Here is a 15379-nt window from a genome sequence, read left to right as displayed (position 1 = left end):
GCGATGCCGCGCCGGTTGCTGCAAAATCCTGTAAATTGCCAGCCTTGTTCAGCCAGCCGGATACCCCCATCGTCGTGGCCCTGTTTTCTTCCGCCCGCCCGCCCAAAACCATTCTCGTCGCCGCGCCGCGCCGTATCGGCGACGTGCTGCTGACGACACCGCTCGTCCGTTCGCTGAAGGCCCGCTGGCCGGATGCACAGATCGACATGCTGGTGTTTCGCGGCACCGAGGGCGTGCTCGAGCACAATCCGGACGTGCGGCGCGTGATCGTCGTCGCGCAACGTGCGGGATTCCGCGAGCGGCTGCGCGACGCGCTGTCGATGTGGCGCCGCTATGATCTCGCGTGCGCGGCGCTGAGCTCCGACCGGCCGCGTTTCTACAGCTGGTTTGCGGGCCGCAAGCGGGTCGGCCTCGTCGATCCGAACCGCGTGACATGGCTCACGCGAATGATGCTCAACGGCATCGCGATCAATCACCACGAATCCGCGCATACGGTCGTCAGCACGCTCGCGCTCGCTCCCGTGATCGGCATCGAGCCGGTGTCCGAGGTCGTCGCGCCCGGCATCGGCGACGATCCGGCGCGGCGCGCGCGCTTCGATGCGTGGCTCGCCGAGTCGCCGGCGATCCGCGACGGCAGGCCGCTGGTCGTCCTGCATCCGTATCCGATGTTCCGTTACAAGCAATGGCGGCTCGACGGCTGGGTCGAAATGATCGGCTGGCTGCGCGGGCACGGCTTCGCGGTCGCGCTGTCGGGCGGGCCGGCCGACAGCGAGCGCGAGTATGCGGAGCAGATCGCGGCCGAAGCGGGCGGCGACGTGCTGAACCTGGTCGGTCGCCTGACGTTCGGCGAAAGTGCGGAACTCGTGCGGCGCGCGCGCCTCTTCATCGGGCCCGACACCGGCGCGACACACGTCGCGGCCGCGACCGGCACCGACACGATCGCGCTGTTCGGGCCGTCCGATCCCGTGCGCTGGGGGCCGTGGCCGCAGCACTGGCCGGCCACCGAGAATCCGTGGCCGCTGCGCGGCTCGGGGCGTCACGGGAACGTCTGGTTGTTGCAGGGGGAGGGCGATTGCGTGCCGTGCCGGCACGAAGGCTGCGAGCGCAAGGTCGACAGCCGCAGCGACTGCCTCGTCAATCTCGGTGCGCAGCGCGTGAAAGCCGCGGCGGCCGAGATGCTCGGACTGAATCCGCAGGGGCCGGCCGAAGCCGTCGTCGATACGTCGCGACTGCATCGCACCGGCTCGGCCTGACGCGCGGCAACCGCGCGTTTTCGGCAGGTGGGGCGCGGCGGGCGCCGCGACGAGCCACCCGTTTCCGTCGAAGCGCGTGCGGTCCGCAGCGGCTGAAGGCGACCGCCGGCGGAGCACAGACCCTGGCGTGTTACGCGCTGCGGCGGATCGCAGACGTCTCGCGCGGCAGTGCTTCGGAGCGTGCGCCGCAGCCGAGCAGGATGCCGGCCAGCAGCACGATCAGGTGCCCTTCGGCGAAATCGAGCAGCAGGGAGTTCGCGAGACTGCCGATCGCAAAGATCGCGAGCCAGCCGAGCAGCAGGTGCCGCGAGCGCGGATCGAGCGCGCGGCTGCCGCGCGCGATCTGCACGATCAGATTGACGAACAGCGCGAGGCCCAGCGTGCCGAGTTGCACGGCCATCAGCAGATATTCGTTGTGCGGGTTCGACGTGAGCTGGCCTTCGGCTGCCGTCTTGCCGGCCGTCAGCTTCTCGAACTCCGACTCGAGGCCGCCCGCACCGTAACCGATCAGCGGGCGCTGGCGATACAGCTCGAGCCCCTTCTTGTACCACTCGAGGCGCAGGCCGGTGGACGTGACCGCATCGCTCTGCCGATATTGCTGCACTTCCGATACGACCTTCACGAGCCGGCCGTTGTGGACCGTGCATGCGGCGACCACGAGTGCGATGCCGGCCAGCGCGAATGCGCCGGCGGCGAGCCCCGCGCGCAGGGCCGACTGGCGGCGCAGCAGCAGCACGAAACGCACCGCGACGACGAGGATCAGCAGCAGCGCGATGACCTGCCCGGTGCGTCCCTGCAGCATCACGAACACGTTGACGAGCGACCACGCGGCGACGCCCGCATACGCGGCGCGCGACAGCGCCGTGCGGGCCGCGAGCGCAAGGTCGGCCGCCTGGTAGAACAGCAGCGCGCCGAACATGCCGGCGGCGATGTGGTTCTTGAACACCCAGGCGCGCGACAGCGGCAGCTCGGTGGCGTGCGCGGGCCCGATCGCGGTCAGGCCGAGATAATTGGTGGTCGACAGCAGCAGGATCACGCACAGCGTGCCGAACCAGCAACGCCGCACGATCGGCGCCCAGTTCGAATGACGGAACGCGAGCACGGCGAACGGCAGCAGCAGCAGCTTGTCGTACTTGGCGACCCAGTTCCACGCCTTGTTGTGCGGCGCGACCGTATAGGCGACGCTCGCGGCCAGCGCGGCCAGGATCAGCAGCGCCGCGAGCGAAGCCGGGTCGGTGACGAACGAGCGCAGGTCGCGCCAGAATTCGGGGGAAATCACGAGCGCGGCGGCGAACAGCCCGCAGAACACGTTGGTCAGCGCGGTCGAGACGGGCACCATGCAGAGTGCGGCGACGGCAAAGGCACGGGCGGCGGTCAGGCGCCGCGAGGCGGGAGCGGAAAACGAAAGCATCGGAACCTGTCGAATGAACGAATGCGGCTTGCGGACAGCGTGCTGCGCGCCGCGCGCCCCGGCGGGAGATCCGGGACGAACGGCGCAGAGTATACGCGAAGCAGGGGGCGTTTCCGTGCGGTTTTCGGGGTCCGATCAGCTGAATGCGCGCTTGATCCGCGAGCGCAACAGGGCACGCTTGAGACGACCTTCTACAACCGGCGTGTCGAGCGCGATCTGCGTACCGACCGGCTCGCCGCGATGCAGGTAGTAGCGGTCGAACGTCGCCTGGGTCATGCCCCATTTGTTCAGGAACTGGCGGCGGCCGTCGTTCTTGACGATCTTGCCCGTGCTCTTCTGCTGGAAGTGGTAGACGAGGCTATCGCCGACGCCGACGAAGATCCGGCAGCCGGCATCCCAGAATTTCATCGAGAAGTCGTTGTCGCTGCTCATGCCGGGCGACAGTTCGCTGCTGTAGCCGCCGATCCGGTTCCACCAGTCGCGGTGCACGAGCGTCGGCGGCCAGGTCGAGCCGAGCCAGTCCGCGCGCACGAGCTTCGGGGCCGCCGCGACGAGGCCAGCCGCGTCGAACTGCTCGGCGTCGCGGCCGAAATTGCTAACCACGACGCACGGGTTACGCGTGTCGACCGGCTCGACCATCGTGCCCGACAGCATGAAGAGGTTGGTCGGCATCTGTTCGATGCGGCGTACGAGCGCCGTGTCCCAGCCGGGGCAGCAGAACATGTCGTCGTTCATGTAGACGACGTAGTCGCGCGTGGCGCGCGCGGCGGCCCAATTCACCGCGTGGCAGATGCCGATGTTGGTCGGCGACGCGGTGTGTTCGATGCCTTCGCTGCGCACCCAGTCAAGCGTGCCGTCCGAGCCGTCGTTCACGTGCACGATGATCTGGTGGTCGTACGCGGAGTGGCGGCGCAGGCTGTCGACGACGAGCTTGAGGTACGGCAGGTTGTTCCAGGTCGGAATGATGATGGAGAACATGGCGGTCGGATTCGGTGGTCGTCGTGGCGGGCGGCGCGCGGCGCGGGCAGCCCGGCATTGTAACGCCGGGCCGGCCGCGTGCCGTGGGCTCGCTCAGCGCGCCCGTTCGTGGCCGAGCTTCAGGAAACGGTAGTACACGGTTTCCGCGTTGAACACGGCGATCATGAAGCCCGCGCGACCGTCGAGGAAGCCGCGCCGCAGCAGGTAGGTGCGCACGAACGCCCACGCGCCGCGCACGAGCGCCTTGCCGAAGCCGCCGCGCTGGCCGGCTGCGCGCCGCTGGCGCGCGCCGGCCGTCGAATACGCGTCGAGCTTGCGCACGACCGTTTCGAAATCCTCGTACGAATAGTGCATCAGCTTGCCGGACAGGCGCTGCGCGGCGCCGTCGAACACGAGGCGCTCGTGCACGAGGTCGTCCGAGAAGCGCGCGGCGCCGCGCCGGAACAGGCGCGGGATCCAGTCCGGATACCAGCCGCTGTGATGAATCCATTGGCCGCAGAAGCTGGACAGCCGGTCGACCGCATAAACCTGCGCGGCCGGCGTGCGGATCGTGTCGCGGATCGACTGCGCGAGTTCCGCGGTAACGACTTCGTCGGTATCGACGGACAGGATCCAGTCGGTGTCGAGTGCGTCGAGCGCGCGGTTCTTCTGCGGGCCGAAGCCCGGCCAGTCGTGCTCGACGATCACGCGCGCGCCGTGCGCCTGCGCGATCGCGACGGTATCGTCGGTGCTGCCGCCGTCGATGACGACGACGTCGTCGGCGAACGACAGCGCGTCAAGGCACTGCGCGAGCCGCGCGGACGCGTTGAGGGCGATGAGGGCGACGCCGAGGGTGGGTTCAGCCATGAAATCGTCGGAAAGGCGGAGAAAACGGTGAGCGGCAGTATACCCGTGGCCCGGCCGCCGCCTGCACCGGTCATGACCGTGCCGGCGGGGGCGGTGCGGCTATAATGTTGAGCCCTTTTCGGCACCCGCCCGACAAGGGCGCAATCCCGGGCGGCCATGCCCGGGCGCCGCTTCGCGGCTCAAGAAGGATCGCCTTGGAAACCCAGAACACTCTTCGCAAACCGATGGACGGCACGGGCACCTCGCCGGTCACGGTCCTCAAGCGCCTGTGGCCGTACATCCGGCCGTTGATCGGCATCGTCGTGCTCGCCGTGATGACGATGGGCGTCGTCGCGGCCACCGAGGCCGGTATCCCGGCGCTGCTCAAGCCGCTTCTCGATCACGGCTTCGGCGCGCACGGCAGCGACCGCGCGAAATGGTACGTGCCGATCGCGGTGATCGGCCTCGCGCTCGTGCGCGGCGTGTCGCAGTACGCATCCAATTACCTGCTCAACTACGTGTCGAACCGCATCCTGCTGCAACTGCGGCTCGAGATGTTCCAGCGGATGATCCATACGGGCGCGTCGTTCTTTCAGCGCGAAACCGCGAGCACGGTGATCAACGCGATCGTGTTCGAGGTCAACCAGATCCTGTCGGTGCTGACGGGCGTGATGGTCACGCTCGTGCGCGATTCGCTGACGGTGATCTTCCTGCTCGGCTACCTGTTCTACCTGAACTGGCGGCTCACGCTGATCGTCGCGGTGATCCTGCCGGGCATCGGCTGGCTCGTCAGCAAGATCAACCGCCGCCTGCGCCGCCTGAACCGCGAACACCAGACGCTGACCAACGAGCTGTCGTACATCGTCGAGGAGACGGTCGGCGGCTACAAGGTCGTCAAGGTGCACAACGGCGAAGCGTACGAGACCGACCGCTTCACGCAGATGAGCAAGCGCCTGCGCGGCTATGCGATGCGCATGACGATTTCCGGCGGCCTCGCGCAGCCGCTCACGCAGTTCCTCGCGTCGATCGCGCTTGCGGTCGTGATCACGATCGCGGTCGTGCAGTCGTCGAACGACCAGACGACGGTCGGCGGCTTCGTCGCGTTCGTCACGTCGATGCTGCTGGTGATCTCGCCGCTCAAGCACCTGATCGACGTCAACCAGCCGCTGCAGCGCGGGATGACGGCCGCCGAGCTGATCTTCGGGCTGATCGACGAGCCGGCCGAGCCGCAGGGCGGCGGCCGGCTGCTGCCGCATGCGCGCGGCGAGATCGAGTTCCGCAACGTGTCGTTCGACTACGGCGCGGCCGAACGGCCGACGCTCGACCGGATCTCGTTCAAGGTCGCGCCCGGTGAAATGATCGCGCTCGCGGGCCCGTCCGGCAGCGGCAAGACGACGCTCGTGAACCTGCTGCCGCGCTTTTTCGACCCGACGGGCGGCGCGATCCTGGTCGACGGCGTGCCGGTTGCCGACTACGATCTCCATGCGCTGCGCAGCCAGATGGCGATGGTCAGCCAGGACGTCGTGCTGTTCAACGACACGATCGCCGCGAACGTCGCGTACGGCCAGACGCCCGACCGCGCACGCGTGCAGGCCGCGCTCGAGGCCGCGAACCTCGCCGATGCGGTTGCCGCGATGCCCGACGGGCTCGACACACTCGTCGGCGGCAACGGGATGCGGTTGTCCGGCGGCCAGCGCCAGCGGCTCGCGATCGCGCGCGCGATCTACAAGGACGCGCCGATCCTGATCCTCGACGAAGCGACGTCGGCGCTCGATTCGGAATCGGAACGCCACGTGCAGGCCGCGCTCGAACGGCTGATGGAAGGCCGCACGACGCTTGTGATCGCGCACCGGCTGTCGACGATCGAGCGTGCGGACCGCATCCTCGTGCTCGAGGCCGGCAAGATCGTCGAAGAGGGCAGTCACGACGAATTGCTGCGCCACGGCGGCCTCTACGCGCACCTGCACCGGATCCAGTACCAGCAGCAGGCGGCGTAACGAGGGGGCATCTGCGCGGTGATGCGGCCGCGCGATGCCGTGTGCTAGTCTTCATCGGGTAGTTCAGGTGGTTTCGTTCGACGTGACAACACGGAGGGAAGGCACGATGAAGAAGATGCACGGGATGATGCTGGCCGCGCTGATCGCGGCGGGTTTCGCCGCGCCGGCCGCGATGGCGCAGGACCACGACAACCACGATGACCACGGCGGCCGCGGCATGCAGCACGGCCACGGCCCGAAACGCATGCCGCCCGGCCAGATGCATCATGAGGACGACGTACCCCCGCGCTGGGCCGACCAGCCGCGCCGCGAGTGGCACAGAGGCGACCGGCTTCCGCCCGAGTTCCGCGATCGCCAGTACGTGATCGACGACTGGCGCGGCTATCACCTGAGCCCGCCGCCGCGCGGCTATCAATGGGTCGGCGTCGGCGGCGATCACCTGCTGGTGCAGATCGGTTCCGGCATCGTGCTGCGGATCGGCGACTGACCCGCCCGATCGCCCGACGCGCATCGCGAGGTCGCGATGCGCGTCGCGCAGCCGGTTCGTCGCGTTATTTTGCCGCTGCGTGACGGAACCAGCGGCGTTCGATTTTCGACATCACCCAGCACACGCCCAGCGCGCACACGGTGCCGAGCGTCACCTCGCCGAGCCGTATCAGCGGAATGTCCCACAGCGGGCCGTTGCCCGGAAACAGCAGCACGATCGTCGCGGTCACGCCGCCGAGCCGGGCCGCGCTGCCGACGTTCAGACACCAGCAGCAGACGATCACGACCGCGACGGTAATCGCGTACGCGACGAGGCGGTCGCCGCCGAGCGCCGCGCCGGCGAAGCCGAGCAACCCGCCGACCATCGCGCCGACGAACTGGTCGCGCGACAGCGACATCGTGTCCGAGTAGTTGTGCTGCGTCACGGCGATTGCGGTGATCGACGCCCACACGGCCTGCTCGGAATGCATCGCGCGGCCGATTGCATACGCGAGGCACGCGCCGCACACGGCCTGCAGCGCCATCAGTGCGCCTTGCGCGAGCCGTTCGCCGAACGACAGTCCCTTGAAGAGATCGAAGATCGACTGCTGGATCTGCTGGCGGGCTTCGTTGAGTGTCCTGATCGTATCCATCATGCGTTGGCCAAGGAGCGCGTAACGGCGGCGCGCGGGCGTCAGTGTGCCTGCTCGGGCGATGCGGCGGCCGGCTCGTTCGCGGCCGCGTCGCCGTTCTCGACACGCGTCTCAGGCATCACGAGCCAGACCAGCAGCACCGCGAGCGCACCGGCGCCCGCGAGCCCGAAGAAGCTGACGGCATTGCCGAAGTGATCGGCGACGTAGCCGGCCGCGGCCGTGCTGAGCGTCGCGCCGATCCCGGCGGCGAGGCCGAACAGCCCGATGCACAGGTTGTAGCGGCCTTTGCCGCCCGCGACGTCGGCCGCGATCAGCGGCAGCATCACGCCGAACACGGCCGCGCTGATGCCGTCGAGCATCTGCACGGGCACCAGCAGGTACGGGCTGCTCACGCCCGCGAACAGCAGCGCGCGCACCGGCAGCGCGGAGAAGCCGAGCAGCAGGATCGGCCGGCGGCCCCAGCGCTGCGCGGAGCGCCCGACCCACGGCGACAGCATCGCGACGATCGCCTGCGGCACGATGATGCACGCGGCAATCACGAGCTGCACGTTCTCGCCCATGCCGGCCGTGACTTCGCCGGCCGCGAGGTTCAGCATCGCCGCGTTCGACAGGTGGAACAGCACGACGCACGCCGCGAAGATCAGCATCCGGCGGTCGCGCAGCAGTTCGAGCAGCGTTTCGCGCTCGCCGGCTTCGTCGGCGTGATCGTCGGGTTTCGACGACTGCGGGATCACCTCGTGCGTCGGCTGGATCATCGCGAGCGCGAACAGCGCGGGCAGCGCCAGCACGGCGGTCAGCCAGAACACCGCGCGCGCCGAGAAGTATTCGCCGGTGAGCCCCATCAGGCCCGCCGCGACTGCGCTGCCGATCGACGCCCAGCGCGCGTTGCGGCCGAGCCGGTCGCCGAGGTCGGCACGGCCGACGAGCGAGAACGAGATCGCGGCCATCGCCGGCACGAGCATGCAGCTCGCGAAGCCGTGGAACACCTCGGCGGCGATCACCGGCACGATCGTCGGGCTCGACGCGAGCAGCACCGCGGACAGAATGATGGCCGCGATCGCCCATGCGGCCGCGCCTTTCTTGTTCTTCAGCGCATCGACGGCCGCGCCGCCCGGCACCTGGCTGACCATCGCGCTGATCGTGCCGATCGACAGCACCATGCCGATCTCGCCCTGCGTCCACTTGTGCGACGCGAGGTAGGACGCGATGAACGGACCGAACCCGGTTTGAACGTTTGCAACGAAGAAGTTGAGCCAGTCGAGGGACCGCAGACTGCGTACGCTGACGGAATGCTTGATCGTCATCGGGTCGCACTCGCAGACGAAGCCGGTGCCGGAGCAACGGGCGGGTAGACCGCGACGATCGGCTTGTCGGCCGTGTAGGGCGGCGATGCCTTGATCTGTGCGTCGTTCAGGTCGAGTTGCGGGCGCAGCGCCTTGTCGCGCGTGACGAAGCGCAGCGCGCCCCAACTCGCGGCGATCGACCGGCGGTCGGTATTGACGAGGCCGCCGAGGTCGAGCACGACGGCCTGCGGCTGCGCGGCGCGGTCGATCAGCACGTCGACGATGCGGCCGATCTTCGTGCCGTTCGGGCGTTCGACGTCGCTGTCGAGCATCTGCAGCCGCGTCGCGGGCGAGGCCGCGGCCGTGCCGGACAGCGGCACGGCCTTGGGGCGCGCGGCCGGCGGCAGGTCGCCCGACGGCACGTCGAGCACGATCGGCTCCTGTTTGCCTCCCGGCGTGAAGCGGAACACGTTCCACGGGAAGATGACCTTGCGGTCGCCCACGCCCATGAAGCCCTGCAGATTGACGATCATCTCGCGCGGCTTGCCGCTCGCGTCGGTCACCATGTCGACCGCGCGGCCGATCACCTTGCCGTTGCGACGCGCGACTTCGCTGTCGAGCAGCGCATGGATCTGGGTGCGGTCAAGCGGGCGCGTCGCGACGATCGGCGGCGGTGGCGGGGGCGGCGGTGTCGGCGATTCGGGGCGCTGCACGGGCTTCGGCCGCGTGACTTCGCGATGCGGCTTCTTCGGCGCTTCCGGTTCCTCCGGGTGCGTCGGCGCCGGCATCGGCGGTATCGTCAGCGGTTCGCCGGCGGTCTCCTCGACGGGCTCGACGAGCGCCTCGCTGATCGGCGCGGGCGGGTTCTGGACCGGCAGCAGCCCGCAGCCGGACAGCAGCGCGGCGGCGGCGAGGATCAGGAAGACCGTCGAGGACGGCAACGACTTGCGGGATGCGGGAAACGGAGGTCCGCCGCTCATTGACACTCACTCCATGGGTCGGGGGCGGCCCGAGGGCACGCGGCTGGCGATGGATGGCGGGTGCGGGCGGCGCACCACGCGAGGTGGGATTTTAACGTGTCTTGCTTTCAGGTCCGATTTCAGTGGCGTGCTGAAGGCGGACTGTCGGGAAAAAGGAAGGGATGGCGGGGTGGGGCGGCGGGGTGACGGGAGCCATGCGCCGGGTGCCCGGCACGCCGCGAGTGCGTCCGGCGCGTGCGCCGGACGAAGCAGGAGAAACCGGAAACTCAGGCGTCCGGGTACCACGCATCGGTGAATTCGCTGACCTTGACGTCGGTCAGTTCCGGCCGTGCGGCCAGCCAGCCGCGCACGAGTTCGCGGTCGGCGTCGGTCGTCGTGCCGCGCGGCGCGCCGGAAATCACGTACGCGCCGATGCCTTCGTCCGCCGACGCGACGGTCAGCAGCCCGTTCGCTTCGACGAAGTCGATGAACGCGTCGATCAGCTGGCCGCGTTCGAGATCGGACAGTTCGTTGCGGTAGTGGGCGGTGGCGTTGAACGCGAGCTCCTGGAATTCGGCAATGTGGAGTTTCTTGCGCTGCCGGCGGTTGTGGCGTTGGCTCATGGTGTGCAGTAAATGCGAAAAGGGTCGGTAGAAAGGGCGGCGGCGCGTGCCGGCGCGATATGCGCGGGCGGCCCGGGCACCGCATCGAAGCGCCGCGCGCCGTTGCCTGCGGCGGATGGCGGAACATTACATCAGCACGATATCGTACTGCTCCTGGCTCAGATTCGACTCCACCTGCAGCGACACCGGCTTGCCGATGAAGTCGATCAGCATCGCGAGATGCTGCGACTCTTCGTCGAGGAACAGGTCGATCACCTGTTGCGCGGCGATCACGCGGAATTCGCGCGGGTTGAACTGGCGCGATTCGCGCAGGATCTCGCGCAGGATGTCGTAGCACACGGTGCGCGAGGTCTTCACCTGGCCCTTGCCCTGACAGGTCGGGCACGGCTCGCACAGCACGTGCGCGAGCGATTCGCGCGTGCGCTTGCGCGTCATCTCGACGAGCCCGAGCTGCGAGAAGCCGTTGACCGTCACGCGCGTGCGGTCGCGCGACAGCGCCTTCTTCAGTTCGGACAGCACCGCGTCGCGATGCTCGGCATTCTCCATGTCGATGAAGTCGATGATGATGATCCCGCCGAGGTTGCGCAGCCGCAGCTGCCGCGCGATCGTGTGCGCGGCCTCGAGGTTGGTCTTGAAGATCGTGTCGTCGAAGTTGCGTGCGCCGACGTAGCCGCCGGTGTTCACGTCGATCGTCGTCATCGCCTCGGTCTGGTCGATCATCAGGTAGCCGCCCGACTTCAGGTCGACGCGGCGCGACAGCGCGCGCTGGATCTCTGTCTCGATGTTGTACAGGTCGAACAGCGGCCGCTCGCCCGTGTAGTGGTGCAGCTTCGGGCTCACGGCCGGCGTGAACTCGCCCGCGAATTCCGCGAGGCGCTGGTACGTCTCGCGCGAATCGACCTGGATGCGCGTCGTGTCGTCGTTCGCGAAATCGCGCAGCACGCGCTGCGCGAGATCGAGATCCTGGTACAGCAGGCTCGTCGCCGGCAGCCGCTGCGCCTGGCTGACGATGGTCGCCCACGTCTTGCGCAGGTACGTGACGTCGCCGGCGAGTTCGTCGGAGGTCGCATCCTCGGCGATCGTGCGCACGATGTAGCCGCCTTTCTCGTCCGCCGGGATCACGGCGGTCAGGCGCGCGCGCACGGCCTCGCGTTCGGCCTCGCTCTCGATCTTCTGCGAGATGCCGATATGCGGCTCCTGCGGCAGATAGACGAGCGTGCGGCCCGCGATGCTGACCTGCGTCGACAGCCGCGCGCCTTTCGTGCCGATCGGATCCTTGATGACCTGGACCATCAGCGTCTGGCCCTCGAACACGATCTTCTCGATCGGCTGGTGCGGCGCGCCCGACTGCGGCTCGCCCGCAAGCCGCGGATGCCAGATGTCGGCGACGTGCAGGAACGCCGCGCGTTCGAGGCCGATGTCGATGAACGCCGATTGCATGCCGGGCAGCACGCGCACGACCTTGCCGAGATAGATGTTGCCGACCCGCCCGCGCGACAGCGTGCGCTCGACGTGAAGCTCCTGCACCGCGCCTTGCTGCACGAGTGCGACCCGCGTTTCCTGCGGCGTGAGGTTGATCAGGATTTCTTCGTTCATGGTGGGTTCAGAAGGCGACGCGCGCGGTGCGGAGCAGCGCGGCAGTCTCAAAAAGGGGCAGACCCATGATACCTGAATGGGAACCGTCGATTCGCTCGATGAATTCGGCGGCGCGCCCCTGGATCGCGTATGCGCCGGCCTTGCCGAACGGCTCGCCCGATTCGACGTAGCGTGCGTATGCGTCGCGCGACGCTGCCGCGAAGCGCACCGACGAGCGCGACAGCGCGGGCGGCAGCAGCTTGCCGTCGGCATCGATCACGGCGACGGCGGTCAGCACCGCGTGTTCGCGGCCCGCGAGGCGCGTGAGCATCGCGAGCGCGTCGTCGGCGTCGGCCGGCTTGCCGAGGATCGCGCCGTCGATCGTGACGGTGGTATCGGCGACCAGCACCGGCGAGGCCGGCTTGCCGCTCGCAACGAGGCGCGCACGCGCGGCCTCGGCCTTCGCGATGGTCACGCGCCGCACGTAGGCATCGGCGGCTTCGCCGGGCAGCTCGGCCTCGAGCGCCTCGGCGTCTTCGTCGGGGCGCGGCAGCAGCAGCTCGAAACGCACGCCGATCTGCTGCAGCAGCTCCTGGCGGCGCGGGCTTTGCGAAGCGAGGTAAAGGGTCGGGAAAAGCGCGGGGGGCGTGCTGGACGGCATGGTGTCGTTATCTCGGTGTGCGCGCGCGGCGCGCGTCTCGAGGACGACACGTCATGCGCGGTGGTAGGGGTGATTCTGCGTGATGCTCCACGCCCGGTAAAGCTGTTCGGCGAGCAGCACGCGCACCATTCCGTGCGGCAGCGTCATGCTCGAGATGCGCAGCAGCGTATCGGCCCGCGCTTTCAGTTCCGGATCGAGGCCGTCGGCGCCGCCGATCACGAACGCGACGTCGCGGCCGTCCTGCTGCCAGCCGGGCAGCGCCTGCGCGAGCTGCATCGTGGTCCAGTCGCGGCCGCGCTCGTCGAGCGCGACGACGCGCGCGCCCTTCGGCAACGCGGCCTCGATCTTCTGCCGCTCGGCCGCCATCACGCTTTCGGCGCTGCGGCCGCCCGAACGCAGTTCAGGCTTGATCTCGCGCAACTCGATGCGCAGCTCGGGCGGCATCCGCTTCGTGTATTCGTCGAAGCCGGATGCGATCCAGCCCGGCATCTTGTGGCCGACCGCAAGGATGAAAAGCTTCATCGGGACACGTGTAACGACCCAGCGCTCAACGGCGGCGGGCGGCCGTCTTGCGTGCCGGACGGGCGGGCGCGGCTTCTTCTTCGTCCTCGTCGCCGTCGCTTTCGCTGGCCGTCGCGAAGCCGTTGCCCTTGCCGCCGCCGAGCTTCATCCGCACGGGCTTGTCGCCCCAGATTTCCTCGAGGTTGTAGTACTGGCGCAGGGCCGGTTGCAGGATGTGCACGATCGCGTCGCCGCAGTCGACGAGCACCCATTCGCCGGTGTCTTCGCCCTCGGAGCTGACGATGTCCCCGCCGGCTTCCTTGACCTTGTCGCGCACACTCGACGCGAGGGCCTTGGTCTGGCGGTTGGAGGTGCCCGAGGCGACGACCACGCGGTCGAACAGTTCGGTCAGGTGGCTGGTGTTGAACACCTTGATGTCTTGCGCCTTGACGTCTTCGAGGGCGTCGACGATCACGCGCTGCAGTTTGCGAATATCCATGGAATCAGGAATGGTAGAGGCGATGTTGAAGAATATAGGCCCATACGGCGGCCGGCACATGTTCGGCCGATGCGTCGGGCATTTGCGCATGGCGTGCGATGCATTCGCGCAGGTGCGCGCGGATGTCGGTCGCGGCGATGTCGAACGAAAGGGTCGTATCGATCAGCAGGCAGCCGGCCGGCGTGGCCTTCAGCACGTCGGAGCCGGCCTGCCGCGCGGCGATTTCCTGCGCGACGTCCGGCGGCGCCGCGCCCAGGTCGAAACCCGGGCGCGTCGACACGCAGATGTGCGCGTAATCGAACAGCTTGCGCCAGTCGCGCCACGTGTCGAGGCGCACGAGCTGGTCGGCGCCGATCAGCAGCGACAGCGACGTGTGCGGGCCGATCCGTTCGCGCCAGCGCGCGAGCGTCTCGACCGTGTAGGTCGGGCCGGTATGCTCGATCTCGTCGGTGGCGACGGTCACGGTCACGCCCGGCACGGACAGCGAGCCGGCGGCCGCGCGCGTCATCGCGAGCCGGTGCTCGGCGGCCGACACGTCGCGCTTCTGGTACGGCTGTCCGGCGGGCAGCAGCACGAGTTCGGTCAGGTCGAGCAGCGCGGCGAACCGGCGCGCGAGCGCGAGATGGCCGTCGTGGATCGGGTCGAAAGTGCCGCCCAGCAGGCCGATACGACGCGGCAGCGGGGCGGGGCGGGCGGTGGTGTTCAGAAACGCGTCCTTGTGTTGAGGCAGGGTCAGACCCAGTCGCGCGGCACGATGAAGTCGCTGTACAGGCGCGCTTCAGGCGAACCCGGCTCGGGTTGCCAGTTGTAGCGCCAGTTCGCGACCGGCGGCATCGACATCAGGATCGACTCGGTGCGGCCGCCGCTTTGCAGGCCGAACAGCGTGCCGCGGTCGAACACGAGGTTGAATTCGACGTAGCGGCCGCGGCGGTACGCCTGGAAGTCGCGCTCGCGCTCGCCGTACGGCAGCGTCGCGCGGCGCTCGACGATCGGCAGGTACGCTTGCAGGAACGCGTCGCCGACGCTTTGCATCATGTCAAACGAGCGTTCGAAACCGGGCTCCGAGAAATCGTCGAAGAAGATCCCGCCGATGCCGCGCATCTCGTTGCGGTGCTTCAGGAAGAAATACTCGTCGCACCATTTCTTGAAGCGCGGGTAGAGCTCGACGCCGAACGGGTCGAGCGCATCCTTGCAGGTCTGGTGGAAATGCCGCGCGTCGTCCTCGAAACCGTAAACGGGTGTCAGATCCATGCCGCCGCCGAACCAGAACACGGGCGCTTCGCCCGGTTTCGTCGCGATCAGCATCCGCACGTTCATGTGCACGGTCGGGCAGTACGGGTTGCGCGGGTGCAGCACCAGCGACACGCCGAGCGCCTCGAAGCCGCGGCCCGCGAGCTGCGGGCGTGCCGCGCTCGCCGACGGCGGCAGCGCATCGCCCGCGACGTCGGAAAAGCCGATCCCCGCGCGTTCGAATACGCGGCTGCCTTCGAGAATGCGCGTGCAGCCGCCGCCGCGCAGGCGCTCGCCCGGCTCGCGCTGCCACGTGTCGGTGGCGAGCGGCGTGCCGTCGAGCGCGCCGAGCGCGTCGGCGATGCGTGTTTGCAGGCCCTGAAGGTACGTGCGCACACGCGCCACGTCGTAGGTCGAATCGGTCATGTCTGGACTGGGTGCTCCCGCCCGAAGCGGGGGCCGTAAA

The 15379-nt window shown here is 68.5% G+C and carries 16 protein-coding genes; 3 read left to right on the top strand and 13 right to left on the bottom strand.

Annotation, left to right across the window (positions count from 1 at the left end; translation table 11 throughout):
- Positions 1–74: 74 nt before the first annotated feature.
- Positions 75–1253: a glycosyltransferase family 9 protein gene (locus WJ16_RS12015; protein WP_069258041.1), complete on the top strand. Its 1179-nt coding sequence runs from the start codon at positions 75–77 to the stop codon at positions 1251–1253.
- A 130-nt stretch (positions 1254–1383) separates the two neighbouring features.
- Here the strand turns inward: WJ16_RS12015 and WJ16_RS12010 are convergent, their stop codons facing one another.
- The 3 genes from WJ16_RS12010 to WJ16_RS12000 form a co-directional block, all read right to left on the bottom strand.
- Positions 1384–2664: an O-antigen ligase family protein gene (locus WJ16_RS12010; RefSeq protein ID WP_069257236.1), complete on the bottom strand. Its 1281-nt coding sequence runs from the start codon at positions 2662–2664 to the stop codon at positions 1384–1386.
- Between the two features lie 135 nt (positions 2665–2799).
- Positions 2800–3642: a glycosyltransferase family 2 protein gene (locus tag WJ16_RS12005; RefSeq protein ID WP_069257235.1), complete on the bottom strand. Its 843-nt coding sequence runs from the start codon at positions 3640–3642 to the stop codon at positions 2800–2802.
- A 93-nt stretch (positions 3643–3735) separates the two neighbouring features.
- A complete protein-coding gene (locus WJ16_RS12000; protein WP_069257234.1) occupies positions 3736–4488 on the bottom strand; it encodes a glycosyltransferase family 2 protein in 753 nt (250 codons plus the stop codon).
- A 224-nt stretch (positions 4489–4712) separates the two neighbouring features.
- Between WJ16_RS12000 and msbA the strand changes: the two genes are divergently transcribed.
- Both msbA and WJ16_RS11990 read left to right on the top strand, forming a co-directional pair.
- Positions 4713–6464, top strand: a complete 1752-nt coding sequence (msbA, locus tag WJ16_RS11995; protein ID WP_069257233.1) for a lipid A export permease/ATP-binding protein MsbA — start codon at positions 4713–4715, stop codon at positions 6462–6464.
- Positions 6465–6570: 106 nt separating this feature from the next.
- The gene (locus WJ16_RS11990) at positions 6571–6951 is read left to right on the top strand and encodes an RcnB family protein (protein WP_069257232.1); all 381 of its coding nucleotides are present in this window, start codon (positions 6571–6573) and stop codon (positions 6949–6951) included.
- A gap of 64 nt (positions 6952–7015) precedes the next feature.
- Here WJ16_RS11990 and WJ16_RS11985 read toward each other — a convergent pair whose 3' ends face one another.
- The 10 genes from WJ16_RS11985 to hemF all read right to left on the bottom strand — a co-directional run bounded on the left by WJ16_RS11985 (position 7016) and on the right by hemF (position 15339).
- Positions 7016–7582 carry an FUSC family protein gene (locus WJ16_RS11985; protein WP_069257231.1) on the bottom strand — a complete coding sequence of 189 codons (567 nt, stop codon included), beginning with the start codon at positions 7580–7582 and terminating at the stop codon, positions 7016–7018.
- 41 nt (positions 7583–7623) lie between these two features.
- Positions 7624–8886, bottom strand: a complete 1263-nt coding sequence (locus WJ16_RS11980) for an MFS transporter (RefSeq protein ID WP_069257230.1) — start codon at positions 8884–8886, stop codon at positions 7624–7626.
- A complete protein-coding gene (locus WJ16_RS11975) occupies positions 8883–9845 on the bottom strand; it encodes a PRC-barrel domain-containing protein (protein ID WP_069257229.1) in 963 nt (320 codons plus the stop codon). The genes WJ16_RS11980 and WJ16_RS11975 overlap by 4 nt, the downstream gene beginning before the upstream one ends.
- A 266-nt stretch (positions 9846–10111) precedes the next feature.
- Positions 10112–10447 carry a YggL 50S ribosome-binding family protein gene (locus tag WJ16_RS11970; RefSeq protein ID WP_069257228.1) on the bottom strand — a complete coding sequence of 112 codons (336 nt, stop codon included), beginning with the start codon at positions 10445–10447 and terminating at the stop codon, positions 10112–10114.
- Between the two features lie 126 nt (positions 10448–10573).
- The gene (gene rng / locus WJ16_RS11965; protein WP_069257227.1) at positions 10574–12043 is read right to left on the bottom strand and encodes a ribonuclease G; all 1470 of its coding nucleotides are present in this window, start codon (positions 12041–12043) and stop codon (positions 10574–10576) included.
- Positions 12044–12050: 7 nt separating this feature from the next.
- Complete coding sequence (locus tag WJ16_RS11960; protein WP_069257226.1) at positions 12051–12683, bottom strand: Maf family protein; 633 nt, start codon at positions 12681–12683, stop codon at positions 12051–12053.
- A 51-nt stretch (positions 12684–12734) separates the two neighbouring features.
- Entirely contained in the window at positions 12735–13205 is a 471-nt protein-coding gene (gene rlmH / locus WJ16_RS11955; protein ID WP_069257225.1) for a 23S rRNA (pseudouridine(1915)-N(3))-methyltransferase RlmH, read from the bottom strand.
- 25 nt (positions 13206–13230) lie between these two features.
- Entirely contained in the window at positions 13231–13683 is a 453-nt protein-coding gene (rsfS, locus tag WJ16_RS11950; protein ID WP_069257224.1) for a ribosome silencing factor, read from the bottom strand.
- A gap of 4 nt (positions 13684–13687) precedes the next feature.
- Positions 13688–14413 (bottom strand): nicotinate-nucleotide adenylyltransferase, encoded by a 726-nt coding sequence (locus WJ16_RS11945; RefSeq protein WP_404822516.1) that lies wholly within the window; start codon positions 14411–14413, stop codon positions 13688–13690.
- Between the two features lie 2 nt (positions 14414–14415).
- Positions 14416–15339 carry an oxygen-dependent coproporphyrinogen oxidase gene (gene hemF / locus WJ16_RS11940; protein WP_069257222.1) on the bottom strand — a complete coding sequence of 308 codons (924 nt, stop codon included), beginning with the start codon at positions 15337–15339 and terminating at the stop codon, positions 14416–14418.
- Positions 15340–15379: the final 40 nt, after the last annotated feature.

The sequence above is a fragment of the Burkholderia metallica genome (genome assembly GCF_001718555.1).
Classification (GTDB): domain Bacteria; phylum Pseudomonadota; class Gammaproteobacteria; order Burkholderiales; family Burkholderiaceae; genus Burkholderia; species Burkholderia metallica.
The sequence above is the reverse complement of the archived record's forward strand: the minus strand, read 5'-3'. Positions and strand labels throughout refer to the sequence as shown.

What these genes read in the sequence shown, in the direction of transcription:
- WJ16_RS12010 (WP_069257236.1), bottom strand. Translation starts at nt 2,664, where the DNA reads ATGCTTTCGTTTTCCGCTCCCGCCTCGCGGCGCCTGACCGCCGCCCGT.
- WJ16_RS12005 (WP_069257235.1), bottom strand. Translation starts at nt 3,642, where the DNA reads ATGTTCTCCATCATCATTCCGACCTGGAACAACCTGCCGTACCTCAAG.
- WJ16_RS12000 (WP_069257234.1), bottom strand. Translation starts at nt 4,488, where the DNA reads ATGGCTGAACCCACCCTCGGCGTCGCCCTCATCGCCCTCAACGCGTCC.
- msbA (WP_069257233.1), top strand. Translation starts at nt 4,713, where the DNA reads ATGGACGGCACGGGCACCTCGCCGGTCACGGTCCTCAAGCGCCTGTGG.
- WJ16_RS11990 (WP_069257232.1), top strand. Translation starts at nt 6,571, where the DNA reads ATGAAGAAGATGCACGGGATGATGCTGGCCGCGCTGATCGCGGCGGGT.
- WJ16_RS11985 (WP_069257231.1), bottom strand. Translation starts at nt 7,582, where the DNA reads ATGGATACGATCAGGACACTCAACGAAGCCCGCCAGCAGATCCAGCAG.
- WJ16_RS11980 (WP_069257230.1), bottom strand. Translation starts at nt 8,886, where the DNA reads ATGACGATCAAGCATTCCGTCAGCGTACGCAGTCTGCGGTCCCTCGAC.
- WJ16_RS11975 (WP_069257229.1), bottom strand. Translation starts at nt 9,845, where the DNA reads ATGAGCGGCGGACCTCCGTTTCCCGCATCCCGCAAGTCGTTGCCGTCC.
- WJ16_RS11970 (WP_069257228.1), bottom strand. Translation starts at nt 10,447, where the DNA reads ATGAGCCAACGCCACAACCGCCGGCAGCGCAAGAAACTCCACATTGCC.
- rng (WP_069257227.1), bottom strand. Translation starts at nt 12,043, where the DNA reads ATGAACGAAGAAATCCTGATCAACCTCACGCCGCAGGAAACGCGGGTC.
- WJ16_RS11960 (WP_069257226.1), bottom strand. Translation starts at nt 12,683, where the DNA reads ATGCCGTCCAGCACGCCCCCCGCGCTTTTCCCGACCCTTTACCTCGCT.
- rlmH (WP_069257225.1), bottom strand. Translation starts at nt 13,205, where the DNA reads ATGAAGCTTTTCATCCTTGCGGTCGGCCACAAGATGCCGGGCTGGATC.
- rsfS (WP_069257224.1), bottom strand. Translation starts at nt 13,683, where the DNA reads ATGGATATTCGCAAACTGCAGCGCGTGATCGTCGACGCCCTCGAAGAC.
- hemF (WP_069257222.1), bottom strand. Translation starts at nt 15,339, where the DNA reads ATGACCGATTCGACCTACGACGTGGCGCGTGTGCGCACGTACCTTCAG.